This is a genomic window from Paraglaciecola sp. QJM3NY_14 (assembly GCF_056173245.1).
The window spans coordinates 4746203-4758366 of sequence record NZ_CM149664.1 but is presented as its reverse complement, the minus strand read 5'-3'; the positions used below and the strand labels follow the sequence as shown (position 1 = coordinate 4758366).

General features: G+C 45.3%; 11 protein-coding genes. All 11 read left to right on the top strand.

Translation table 11 applies throughout. From position 1 onward, the window contains the following. The first annotated feature begins 2 nt into the window (after positions 1 to 2). The 11 genes from AC0VYA_RS20300 (at position 3) to AC0VYA_RS20250 (ending at position 12153) form a co-directional block, all read left to right on the top strand. Positions 3 to 1175 carry a glycosyltransferase gene (locus AC0VYA_RS20300; protein ID WP_475489472.1) on the top strand — a complete coding sequence of 391 codons (1173 nt, stop codon included), beginning with the start codon at positions 3 to 5 and terminating at the stop codon, positions 1173 to 1175. Next, on the top strand, positions 1172 to 2356 hold the full coding sequence (locus tag AC0VYA_RS20295; RefSeq protein ID WP_475489471.1) for a glycosyltransferase: 1185 nt from the start codon (positions 1172 to 1174) through the stop codon (positions 2354 to 2356). The genes AC0VYA_RS20300 and AC0VYA_RS20295 overlap by 4 nt, the downstream gene beginning before the upstream one ends. Next, the gene (locus tag AC0VYA_RS20290) at positions 2349 to 2969 is read left to right on the top strand and encodes a sugar transferase (protein ID WP_475489470.1); all 621 of its coding nucleotides are present in this window, start codon (positions 2349 to 2351) and stop codon (positions 2967 to 2969) included. The genes AC0VYA_RS20295 and AC0VYA_RS20290 overlap by 8 nt, the downstream gene beginning before the upstream one ends. Further along, on the top strand, positions 2959 to 3594 hold the full coding sequence (locus AC0VYA_RS20285) for a NeuD/PglB/VioB family sugar acetyltransferase (protein ID WP_473476670.1): 636 nt from the start codon (positions 2959 to 2961) through the stop codon (positions 3592 to 3594). The genes AC0VYA_RS20290 and AC0VYA_RS20285 overlap by 11 nt, the downstream gene beginning before the upstream one ends. A gap of 27 nt (positions 3595 to 3621) precedes the next feature. Beyond that, positions 3622 to 4800: a DegT/DnrJ/EryC1/StrS family aminotransferase gene (locus AC0VYA_RS20280; RefSeq protein ID WP_475489469.1), complete on the top strand. Its 1179-nt coding sequence runs from the start codon at positions 3622 to 3624 to the stop codon at positions 4798 to 4800. Then, complete coding sequence (locus AC0VYA_RS20275) at positions 4797 to 6644, top strand: polysaccharide biosynthesis protein (protein WP_475489468.1); 1848 nt, start codon at positions 4797 to 4799, stop codon at positions 6642 to 6644. The genes AC0VYA_RS20280 and AC0VYA_RS20275 overlap by 4 nt, the downstream gene beginning before the upstream one ends. Positions 6645 to 6716: 72 nt before the next feature. After that, on the top strand, positions 6717 to 7232 hold the full coding sequence (locus AC0VYA_RS20270; protein ID WP_475489467.1) for a polysaccharide biosynthesis/export family protein: 516 nt from the start codon (positions 6717 to 6719) through the stop codon (positions 7230 to 7232). Between the two features lie 2 nt (positions 7233 to 7234). Further along, complete coding sequence (locus tag AC0VYA_RS20265; protein ID WP_475489466.1) at positions 7235 to 9361, top strand: GumC family protein; 2127 nt, start codon at positions 7235 to 7237, stop codon at positions 9359 to 9361. A gap of 86 nt (positions 9362 to 9447) precedes the next feature. Next, the gene (gene murB / locus AC0VYA_RS20260; RefSeq protein WP_475489465.1) at positions 9448 to 10446 is read left to right on the top strand and encodes a UDP-N-acetylmuramate dehydrogenase; all 999 of its coding nucleotides are present in this window, start codon (positions 9448 to 9450) and stop codon (positions 10444 to 10446) included. Further along, positions 10443 to 11429 (top strand): bifunctional biotin--[acetyl-CoA-carboxylase] ligase/biotin operon repressor BirA, encoded by a 987-nt coding sequence (gene birA, locus AC0VYA_RS20255; protein ID WP_475489464.1) that lies wholly within the window; start codon positions 10443 to 10445, stop codon positions 11427 to 11429. Before murB ends, birA begins: the two co-directional genes overlap by 4 nt. Continuing rightward, a complete protein-coding gene (locus tag AC0VYA_RS20250; protein ID WP_475489463.1) occupies positions 11413 to 12153 on the top strand; it encodes a type III pantothenate kinase in 741 nt (246 codons plus the stop codon). The genes birA and AC0VYA_RS20250 overlap by 17 nt, the downstream gene beginning before the upstream one ends. The last annotated feature ends 11 nt before the right edge of the window (positions 12154 to 12164 follow it).

Here is a 12164-nt window from a genome sequence, read left to right as displayed (position 1 = left end):
TAATGGAAGTAGTGGTGACTTGTGAGTTTCGTTTTTATCGAACACCTGATCAAAAGGTTTGGACGAGCAGCGCGTTTTTATATCATTTTTGGCAGAGATACTTAGCTACGTTCAAAAAAGTGATTGTAGTTGCACGTATTCAAAATGTTGACGCTCCTCAGCAAAGTTGGCACTTATCCAGTGGGCTTGACGTTACCTTTGTAGGGCTACCCTATTATGTAGGTTTTGCCGGGTTACTAAGAAACTTTCGCAAAATTCGAATGACAATTAACGCTGTTGTCACCCCTCAAAGAGCTGTTATCTATCGAGTACCCTCTCAGTCAGCAATGTTAGCGAGCTTTGGAACCGCTGCCAAACAAGGGTTTGCATTAGAAGTCGTTGGTGACCCTCTTGACGTATTCAATGCTGGTATAACAAATGGCCCATTAGACAAAATCTTAGGTTGGGTTAGCTACATTGGCCTCAGGTATATGGCAAAAAACTCACTTGCCGCTTGCTATGTGACGAAGGAATACTTGCAACGTCGCTACCCAGTATCAAATGGGGCGCTAAGTGTTGGCTGTTCGGATATAGAATTACCAGCTGCTAGTTATGTCACCCAAGCGAGGGTGTTTAATACTCCAGGAAAACAGTTAGTTTTCGTGGGTTCTTTTTCGCAAATGTACAAAGGGCCCGACCTTCTCATCCACGCTATTTCGCATCTTAAAAAGCAGGGGCTGACCTATAACGTCACTATGCTAGGTGGCGGGATTTTTTTGCAAGAAATGCAAGCTTTGGCGGAAAAGCTCAAATGTAGCGAACTCATACATTTTGCCGGCGAAGTGGGGCATGCCGACGTTATTCAATATTTGGATAATGCAGATGCCTTTGTGATGCCATCTCGCACTGAAGGCTTACCAAGAGCCTTAATTGAAGCAATGGCTCGTGGCCTGCCTTGCATCGCCTCAAATGTCGGTGGGATCCCCGAGTTACTCGACAACACCTCTTTGGTTGAAAATAACAACTGGTCGCAACTAGCTGAAAAGATTCAAGGATTACTATCATCGCCAGAATCAATGTCTCAAGCTTCTCAGCGGAATTTGGAACGTGCAAGACGTTATGAAATGGAATTATTAGCTAAAAGACGGGGGGACTTTTATCAGTCATATTTTGATTTAAAGTCTAATTACTCATGAAAGTTCTGCATTTATTAAAAACTGCAGTGGGCGCTAGTTGGGCCTTACGGCAAACTTCCGAGTTGGTAAAGCTAGGTATTGAGGTACACCTTGTTTTACCAGAGGGACCGATGGTTGGGCGTTATAAAGACGCTGGGGTCGTGGTGCATATATTCGATCCTTCGATAGTGCTTAAACAGCCATGGAAAAATATCGCAAGGGCTAAAAAACTGCGCCAAATAGTCGAGGAGGTTAAGCCTGATATCATTCATAGTCACTTTGTCGCTACTACGCTACTGATGCGTTTAGCGCTTCGAGGCTACGCTATTCCGCGTATTTTTCATGTACCGGGGCCGTTGCACCTTGAGCATTGGGGCTTTCGCCAAGCCGAGTTAGCCACTGCCAATAGTGATGACTATTGGTTGGCATCCTGCCTTTGGACAAAAAATGCCTATAAGTCATACGGCATTGATTCACAACGGGTAGGATTAGCGTATTACGGTGTCAATGCGGATGATTTTTCATTTACCTCGCCAGCGAATGACAACCTCGCATCTCAATTAGGGTTGGCACAAGATACCTTTATAGTAGGGATGGTGGCTTATTTTTACGGACCTAAAGCGTACCTTGGGCAAAAACGTGGGTTAAAAGGGCATGAAGACTTAATTGATGCTATCGCCATTGTTCGAAAGCGTTATCCGAATGTGAAATGCCTATTTGTTGGTGGACCATGGGCAGGTGCTGACAAATACTTCACGCAAGTGCAACAGTATGCACACCAGCAAACTCCTGATGGCTGCGTATTCATGGGCTCACGAAACGATGTGCCTAAGCTGTATCCGCAATTTGATTTAGCGGTTCATCCCTCGCATTCTGAAAACGTCGGCGGTGCAGTAGAGTCAATGTACGCTGGGGTAGCAACGCTGACTTCAAATGTTGGTGGCTTTCCTGATTTAGTTGAAGATGGCGTTACTGGTTATATGGCACCAGCAAAAGCACCTGAACGGCTTGCACAGAAAATAATACAGGCCATTGAGCACCCTGAGGAGCGAAAAAGGCTGATTGCAAATGCCAGTATTCGTGTCGCTAATATTATGAATGTGCAGCTTAACGCTAAGCAGATCACTGAGTTTTATCAACAAGTATTGTCTCAAAGAACTGAGCCTGTGGTATTGCCTGAGCGGGGCGACCGAAATGCTTAAACGATGGCTAGATGTACTGCTGGTGTGCATGGCTTTACTGCTGCTTTGGCCTGTTATTCTGATCACTGCTTTACTCGTGCGTGTACTTTTAGGCGGCCCTGTGTTCTTTAGGCAACCACGACCCGGGCGCAACGATCGTGTGTTCAATATGATTAAATTTCGCAGCATGACCAATGAAACCGATACGAATGGCCAATTGTTACCCGATGAAGTCAGGTTAACGTCGTTCGGACGATTTTTGCGCCGTAGCAGTTTAGATGAGCTCCCCGGATTACTAAATGTACTTCGTGGGGACATGAGTTTGGTCGGCCCTCGGCCACTGCTCGTTGAATATTTACCGCTCTATAATGCAGAGCAAAAGCGTCGCCATGACGTGCGTCCAGGCATTACTGGTTGGGCGCAGGTCAATGGGCGTAATAATTTGTCTTGGGAAGATAAGTTCACACTCGATGTGTGGTACGTGCAAAATCGCAGTGTTGCACTGGATATTAAAATTCTATTTTTAACCATTCTTAAGGTCCTACAAAGGGCTGATATAGAACAAGATGGGCACGTTACCATGGCCAAATTTACTGGCTCTGGAAATACTAGGGGCGAGCAACATGATCAATAAACTCATTATTATAGGAGCAAGCGGTCATGGCAAAGTCGCGGCGGACTGCGCTGAAGTGAGCCGCCGATTTAGCGATATCCGCTTTCTAGATCAAGCCTACCCGCAGCAGCAAGCGAATGCCCACTGGAACGTGGTAGGGCATGCGGATGACGCCGCGAAATATGTGGCAAGCGATACGTTATTTTTTGTGGCCATTGGCAATAATGCCATCCGTGCGAAAGTAACGGCCGAATTGCTAGCGCAGCATTGCTCTTTTGCCACGCTGGTACACCCAAGTGCGCACGTCAGCCGGCACAGTGAAATTGGCTTGGGTTCGCTTATCTGCGCCAATGCGACAGTCAATATCGCCAGTAAAGTAGGTCAAGGGTGCATTATTAATACAGCGGCCAGTATTGACCACGACTGCGTGTTAGGCGACTTCGTGCATGTTGCCCCTGGCTCACGGCTGGCGGGCAATGTGACTGTAGATGAGCAAAGTTTTATCGGCATCGGTAGTGCTGTTATTCAAGGTTGCACTATTGGCCAACGCAGTATAGTGGGAGCCGGCTCCACTGTGCTTTCAAATGTTTCTGACCACACGGTTGTAGCTGGTAGTCCAGCTAAGAAAATTAATAATAATAATTAAGCATCTTAGATGATGCGAGGTAACACTATGTTAAACGGACCTTTTTCCCCTTGGCCGAACTACGATGAAGCTGAGAAGTCAGCGGTGTTGTCAGTCCTTGACTCTAATAAGGTAAATTACTGGACGGGGCAGCAGTGCAGAGAATTTGAGAAAGCATTTGCGCATTATACTCATTGTGAATATGCGGTCGCAGTGGCAAATGGGACCGTCGCATTAGATTTAGCATGGCAGGCGCTGGATATGCCAAAAGACAGCGAAGTCATTGTTACCTCACGCACGTTTATTGCGTCTATTTCATCCATTGTTTTGGCCGGTTTAGTGCCTGTTTTCGCAGATATAGAGCTTGACTCTCAAAATATCAGCGCCGAGACCATACGTCAGAAAATTACTCGCAACACCAAAGCTATTCTGTGTGTACATCTGGCTGGTTGGCCTTGCGAAATGGACGATATTTTAGCCTTAGCGAATGAGCATAACCTCTATGTGGTAGAAGACTGCGCGCAAGCGCACGGCGCGACCTACAAAGGCAAGCCGGTAGGCAGTATCGGTGATATCGGCGCGTGGTCTTTTTGTCAGGATAAAATCATGACGACGGCCGGTGAAGGTGGCATGGTAACGACCAACAATAAGTCACTCTGGGAAAAAGTCTGGGCATTTAAAGATCATGGCAAATCTTGGTCAGCGGTATATGAAAAAGAGCATCAACTTGGCTTTCGTTGGTTACATGAAAGCTTTGGTACTAACTGGCGAATGACTGAAATTCAGGGGGCTGTTGGCTTACAACAACTGAAAAAAATGCCAACTTGGATGCAGCAGCGCCAAGCGTACGCTAAACAAATTTTTGCAATCGCCGGAAAGTCTGATGCCTTGTATGTTCCGCAAATTCCCGCGTACATCGAACACGCGTTTTATAAGTGCTATGTGTACGTGCGCCCTGAAAGTCTCAAACCCGAGTGGAGCCGTGATCGTATTATCGATGCAATTAACAAGCTCAATGTGCCGTGTTTCTCCGGCTCCTGCTCAGAAGTTTATCTAGAAAAGGCCTTTGATGATTCAGGGTATCGCCCAGCACAGCCTTTAGTCAATGCAGTCACTTTGGGCCAGAACTCGTTAATGTTTTTAGTGCATCCCACATTAACCGACGATGAGATTTCGCGCACTTGCCAAGCCATTGAGCATGTGATGGACGAGGCTGCCCAATCATGAAACTCGATAGGCTGTTTTCACTGAGCTCTCGAGCTAAATTTTCACTGTCTGTTGGATGGGACTTAGGCGCATTGTTTGCAAGTATTTTGGTGGCATATTGGTTACGAATCGGTATCGAAGACTGGCATTTTGCTGCAAGTGAGTGGTTGGTCATCATTTTGAATTGTATTTTCGCCTTGAGTCTTATGACGTTTTTCGGCCATTATCAACAAATGGTACGTTACATCGACTTACGCGCGATTTACCTTATTTTTATCGCGCTGAGTTTATCCGCCTTGTATTTATTTGCGGCGCGCTATGCCTTTCAGGCTTTTGTTCCCACCACGGTACCTTTCATCTATTTGACCTTGGCGATGTTCTTAATTGTCGCTCCACGGTTGCTGATACAAACCACTGTTCAAACACAAAATTATAAAATTCGTGAAAAATGTATTATCTTCGGCGCCTCTCAAGCAGGGCGCTCTTTAGCCCAAACGCTGCGTACTGGTAATGACTTGTTGCCCGTTGCATTTGTCGATGACAAGAAGCTTTTTCAAGGGAAGCAGGTGATGGGGTTGCAGGTGTTTGCTCGAGAAGATATCCCCGAGCTGGTTCGAAAGTATGGCGTCAACAAGATGTTGCTAGCCGTAAATAACTCATCCCATGGGCGCCGAAAAGAGCTTATCGCCGAGTTAGAACCCTTTGCCATTGAGCTGTTGAGTATCCCAAATATTCAAGATATTTTGTCGGGCAAACGAAAAATCGATGAGCTGCGGGAAATCAAGATTGAAGAACTGCTGGGACGCGAGCCTGTGCCACCGATCGTTGAGTTACTGGATACCAATATCCGTCGCAAGCGGGTTATGGTGACGGGGGCTGGGGGGTCTATTGGCAGTGAACTGTGCCGACAAATCGCTATGTCTAACCCCGAGTCTTTAATATTATTTGAGTTATCAGAATTCAACTTATACCAAATTGAAGATGAGCTTTCTAAGCTTTACCCTGATATTAAGATTGTTCCTATTTTGGCCAGTATTCAAGACAACGAAATACTACGAAGCGCCATTGACGCCCATAAAATACAAACTATCTACCACGCGGCAGCGTATAAACATGTGCCTATGGTGGAGTCGAATCCTTTGGCTGGGCTGCGTAACAACGTATTTGGCACCGCGAATGTAGCGCTAGCAGCCATAGAGTTTGATGTGGAAAAATTTGTACTGATTTCAACGGACAAAGCGGTGCGCCCCACCAATGTAATGGGCGCCACTAAGCGCTTTGCGGAATTGATCGTACAAGGTATTGCCGATCTCGAGTCTTCCACTCAGTTCGCCATTGTCAGATTCGGTAATGTCCTTGGCTCATCAGGCTCGGTTGTGCCCTTATTCACTCGGCAGATACAAGCAGGCGGTCCTATCACCGTTACCCACCCGGATATTATTCGCTTTTTTATGACCATTCCAGAAGCCGCTCAACTGGTGATCCAAGCTGGGGCAATGGGCAAAAAAGGCGAAGTGTTTGTGTTGGATATGGGCGACCCAGTGAAAATAGTCGATTTAGCGCAAAAAATGGCGCATTTGATGGGACATACGTTGAAGACTGAAACGCAGCCAGATGGAAATATAGAGCTTAAATTTTCCGGTTTACGACCAGGTGAGAAGCTCTATGAAGAGTTACTAATTGACGATGCTGATACCACTACAAAGCACCCCAGAATTATGGGCGCCGATGAGAGTAAATTGCCTTTCGAGGAAGTAGTGATGCTGCTAGACGAGTTGAATTATGAGTTGACCCAGCAAAATGAAGCTAAAGCGAAGGAAATCTTAATTGATGCGCCACTTGCTTATGCGCCAGCGGCGCATTAATTGTCATGGATGCGGTTCTATGGTCGATACAATCAGGATGTGCTCATTATCTCACTGCTAAGGCCTAGATTTTTGCGAATACGTATTTTATTCATAATCATGCTGTGTATCTCAACGCTCTCGCAGGCTCAGCAAAGTACGTTTTTCATGGGCACTGGAGACGTTATCGTGATTAATATTTATGGTGAGCCAGATCTGAATCAACGTGTGCGCATTGATAAAACGGGTGACATACGTATGCCTTTTATCGGAATGGTAAATGCCATCGGTAAAACCGCCAGTCAACTCGCCACTGAAATAGAGGCTGCCTACCTCGATGGTTACCTTGTTGAGCCAAATGTGAATGTGGTAATCGAGCGTTTTCGCCCTTTCTTTATCAAAGGAGCGGTAAAAAACGTGGGTGCTTACGATTTTCAGTTTGACCTCAGTATTGATGAAGCAATTGCTGTTGCGGGTGGCCTTAAAGAGCGAGCGTCTAAAAGTAAATGGTTCATTATCCGCGGCGCAGATAAAAAACGTATCCCCATACAAGCAGAGCAAATGGTGCACCCAGGTGACATTATTATTATCGAAGAAAGCCTATTTTAACCATGGATGCCAATCGAGACTTTACCTTAAAGCAGGAACGTTCATTAGATATCTTCGATATCTTGACTTTCTTGTGGCGTAAAAAGTTTCGAATCATCATCACTGCTGGGCTGCTGGCATCGTTAGGTGCTTACTACGTCATCCATCTACCAAAAATTTACGTTGCCAGCAGCATCCTGTTATTGAGCGCCAAAGACAGTGGATTGACCTTACCCTCAAGCCTATCTGCCATTACCAGTGGTGAAGACACTCGCCAAGATACCTACATTGAATTCATGCGCTCTCGCCAATTCGTGCAAACTGTTGTGGATGATTTGGCTCTGTACAATTTGCATGAATATCAACAGTCGACCGACGGCGGCTACGTCTCAGAGAAAGACTATGCGACTACCAAGTTACTTGAACAATTCAGCGTTTCAAAACTAAGCAATACTGATATGTTGAAGATTACGGTTGAGTCGTTAACACCCAGCAGTGCCGCTGAGATTGCTAATCACATAGGGCCGGCCTTTTTCGCTTATTACGCGCTTATCAATCGTCAAAAAGCAGACTCGAAATCCCAATGGTTAAATGACCAATTAAATGAATTAAAAACCAGTTTAAGTCAGTCAGAAGAAAGGCTACTGACGTTCTTGCGCGATAATGAATTGGTTGATGTAGAGAGCCAGGTGGACCTGGCAAAAAGTGAAATTGCAGGTCTTATTTCTCAGAAAATTCATATTGATAGAGCGGTCGCTGAATCACAAGGCAGTATGGTGCAATTAGCGACTATCTCGGGAGGGCAACAAGATTATTTGCAGATACCCGCTATTCAAAACAACGCTCTCATCCGTGATTTGCGTATTCGCCGAGGGCAACAGCAATTACTCATGGAAGGGGTAACGAAACGGTATTTACACAAACACCCTAAATATATTGCCGCAAAAGCAGGGCTAGAGGCGATTGATACTGAATTTACTATGCTGATAAACCAATTGGTTAACGGTTTACGCAATAGCAATGAAACACTCAGAACGCGGCAACGCGACATACTCGCGCAAATTCAAAAAACCAAAGAGCGCCACGCCAATTTAGGTAAGCATTCCATGCAGATATCTCGCATGCAGCGTGAAATCGAGTCAACACAGCATTTATATGAAATGTTTCTGTCGCGCTTGCAAGAAACTGAAATTCTAAAAGATCTAGATGACGGCGATGACTTTGCCATTGTCGACTCCGCATCGGAGCCAACGTTTCCCGCTAAGCCAAAAGTGGTTATGGGTATCGCACTGTCAGTTATATTTTCATGTGTATTTAGTTTTGGCTTTTGGCTTATTTTGCACTTGATCAGTGACAAATATACGCGTTTCAAAAGTATGTTATCCAACTTGGATGTGCCCATTTTGAGTATGGTGCCAAGAATTAAGCAGACCAAAGCCAATAAAGGTAAACCATTTGCACTGTCAATGCATTCAGAGGGGGAGCGCAATTATCAATATTTCGAAGCTATACGCTCATTACGTACTGGACTGCTGGTAAAAAATAATCAGCATAAAAATGCGGTTATTGCAGTAACAAGCATTGGCGAGCGAGACGGCAAAAGTGAAATATCGACCAGCTTGGCTGATTCATTCAGCAGGATGGAAAAAACCTTGTTAATTGATGTGGACTTACGAAAGCCTAAAATTGCTGAAATGTTTGACATTGATGCTAATTTACCGGGGCTCACCAGCTTTTTGGGGAATAAAAGTAGCTTCAGCAAATGTATTCATGCCGTTCACAGTAGTCCATTGATGTTAATGCCCAGTGGCCCTCTACCGCCAGATCCATTAGCCTACATCTCTAAACCCCGATTTGAGGCATTTTTACGTAAACTAAGAGGGTATTATGAGCGCGTGGTAATAGAAACTCCGCCAATTAACACTGTCAGCGATGCAATCGCTGTCGGTAAGTTTGTCGATGGTGTCATTATTGTTTGTGACGCGGAAAGGAATGAGGGGGCCGATTTATTATTAGCCTTGCAAAGAGTCCACGAAGCCGAATTGCCTTTACTAGGCGTGGTGTTTAATCGAGTAAAAGACTTGCGTTCGAACATGAATAAGCGGCAAGGTCTTGTTAGCCGGCTAAAACGTGCTTTTGGCATACGCTAGTGGCATAAATTAGCGAACTGGATCACGCCTTTGTTTTTTGCTCGCCCTTGGCTAAAATAGCGCAAAATCGTCAATCGGTTGTTATATTGAAATCTCTGCAACAGCTCCACACCTTTAGGTTACCCGCACACTGTACTGACTTTGTCAGTATTAAAAGTGTGCACAGTGCACACACCTTTATCGCTCAACACCAAGAACAGCCCTTTTACCTGTTAGGACAGGGCAGCAATACCGCCTTTGTGGCTGATTATCAGGGTACGGTGGCAGAAGTAGCGCTTAAGGGAATTAGTGTGCAAGAGGATGAATCGCACTACATCATTAAGGCAGCCGCGGGGGAAAGTTGGCATGAACTGGTCGTTTATTGCCTGAAACACACCATGTATGGATTTGAAAATTTAGCACTTATCCCAGGTACTGTCGGCGCAGCACCAATTCAGAATATTGGTGCTTACGGTGTTGAAGTTGAGCGCTTTATTCAATCTGTTAAATATATCGACTTGAAGACGAATCAAGTTCACAGTATTGCAGCAAAAGATTGCGAGTTTGGTTATCGAGACAGTATTTTCAAGCATGCTCTATGGCAAAAGGCCATGATTGTGGGGGTAACCTTCTTATTGCCAAAAGCGTGGCAGCCCGTTGTTACTTATGGTGAATTAGCTGCTTTACATGCCCCAAGTGCACAGGACATATTTAACAAGGTAGTAGAAGTACGCCAAGCAAAATTGCCCGATCCTAGTGTATTGGGCAATGCTGGTAGTTTCTTTAAAAATCCCATTATCAGTTGCGATAACCTTGCAGCATTGCACCAGCAGTTCCCATCAATGCCTTTCTATCCCTTAGATACTAGGGCAGTAAAAATACCCGCCGCATGGCTAATCGATCAGCTAGGTTTTAAAGGGCAGTTTGAAGGCGGGATTCGTTGTCATCCCAAACAAGCGCTCGTATTAACAAATGCCGAGCAAGGCACAGGCGAGCAACTTTTGTCGCTAGCTAGGCGGATTAAAAATGCTGTTGCAGAGCAGTACAGTATTGACTTAGAGCACGAAGTACAACTTATTGGCGCCAAGGGAAGGGTTTTATTATGAAGCAGGGCACGAGCAAACAGTCAGATATCTTTCGTAATCATATAGTCCAGGCATTGGCAAATGGGCAGTTCTGCTCAGGGGAATTGTTGGGAGAGCAGCTTGGCATATCCAGAGCGGCGGTATCTAAATATATAAAATCTCTCACAGAACTTGGATTAAACATTTTTAGCGTCACGGGTAAAGGATATCGACTCGCGGAGCCAATTCAGTTGCTTGATGAAGCGTTAATCAGCAAACATTGTGAGCACTTTGCTCCTACTCAACTAACGCTGTTAAACGTGGTCGACTCCACTAATCAATACCTAAAGGAGCGTATTGGGTCCTTACATAATGGTGATGTGTGCTTGGCGGAAGCGCAAACCGCAGGGAGGGGAAGGCGAGGTCGCACGTGGGTTTCCCCTTATGGAGCGAGTTTGTATTTATCGCAGTTTTGGCAGTTTGCTGGTGGTTATCAATCGATTGGAGGTTTGAGCTTGGCAGTCGGCGTGGCCATCACTCAAGCATTAGAAACCGCAGGCTACCAAGATGTGCAGTTGAAATGGCCTAACGATATTTACGCCCAAGGCAAAAAATTAGCGGGGGTATTAATTGAAGTGGAAGGGCAAATGGGCAGCGCCTGTGATTGCATCATCGGTGTTGGACTTAATATGTCACTTGATATGGGCAGTGAGCGCATAGACCAACCTTGGATTGATTTAGCCACTCTAAACCCAGACGGCTTTGATCGTAATCGAGTCAGTGCGCTGCTAATAGATGAACTTACCCGCTGTGCTGACCTCTTTAGCCAAGCTGGGCTAGAGCCTTTCCTTGAAAAGTGGCGAAACAGAAACGTGTACCAGGATAAACCCGTTTATTTAATAATCGGTAACAAAACCGTGCATGGCATTTGTAAAGGTATTGATAAAACCGGGGCACTTTTATTAGAGCAAGAAGACGGCATTCAAGCGTACAGTGGTGGAGAAATAAGTGTCAGAGCAAGCTAACGCGCTTTTATTAGATATAGGCAACAGCTTTATTAAAAGCGCGCACGTCAAAATCAGTGAGCGGGTATTTGAGCAGCCGCTTATTGTCACTCGGTGCAATGAGGTGAGCAAACTTCGCGAGCAGATTAGAGCAAGTCAGCGGGTCGTTGCTGCAGCCGTCGGTCAGGGTCAACAAGTCAAATTACTGGAATCGCTGTGCGCCGAGCTTCATGTGCCTCTGACCTTAGCTAAATCCCAAGCTCAGGCTTTTTCGATGCGGTGTGCATATCGCAATTTTTCGACATTAGGGGTGGACCGATGGCTAGCGATAATTGCAGGGCGGCGAATAAGTAACACAGATGCGTATTGTGTTATTGACTTAGGCACCGCAAATACCTGCGATGTAGTGATTGGGCATCAACATCTAGGTGGCTGGATTGCCCCTGGTTTTAGCTTAATGCGCGATAGCCTGATTAAAAATACTGAATTGGTGTTCGCCAACGATGACTTTCCAAATGATTTAACCCTAGGTGAGCAAACAGTCGATTGTGTGAATATGGGGTGTGCCGCAGCCGTAAATGGATTTATTTACGCCGCTGAACAAAAAATGCGTGAGAGAAAAAGCGAATATACAGTGATCATCACAGGTGGTGGCCAAGAGCTAATCAAAAAAAACGCACCTAAACATTACTATTTTCATAAAAATTTAGTTTTATTGGGCTTACTCGAATATTTATTTACCTAAATATCGCTTAT

Excerpts from the sequence above, each read along its gene's own strand:
- AC0VYA_RS20300 (WP_475489472.1), top strand. The coding sequence starts at position 3 with ATGGAAGTAGTGGTGACTTGTGAGTTTCGTTTTTATCGAACACCTGAT.
- AC0VYA_RS20295 (WP_475489471.1), top strand. The coding sequence starts at position 1,172 with ATGAAAGTTCTGCATTTATTAAAAACTGCAGTGGGCGCTAGTTGGGCC.
- AC0VYA_RS20290 (WP_475489470.1), top strand. The coding sequence starts at position 2,349 with ATGCTTAAACGATGGCTAGATGTACTGCTGGTGTGCATGGCTTTACTG.
- AC0VYA_RS20285 (WP_473476670.1), top strand. The coding sequence starts at position 2,959 with ATGATCAATAAACTCATTATTATAGGAGCAAGCGGTCATGGCAAAGTC.
- AC0VYA_RS20280 (WP_475489469.1), top strand. The coding sequence starts at position 3,622 with ATGTTAAACGGACCTTTTTCCCCTTGGCCGAACTACGATGAAGCTGAG.
- AC0VYA_RS20275 (WP_475489468.1), top strand. The coding sequence starts at position 4,797 with ATGAAACTCGATAGGCTGTTTTCACTGAGCTCTCGAGCTAAATTTTCA.
- AC0VYA_RS20265 (WP_475489466.1), top strand. The coding sequence starts at position 7,235 with ATGGATGCCAATCGAGACTTTACCTTAAAGCAGGAACGTTCATTAGAT.
- birA (WP_475489464.1), top strand. The coding sequence starts at position 10,443 with ATGAAGCAGGGCACGAGCAAACAGTCAGATATCTTTCGTAATCATATA.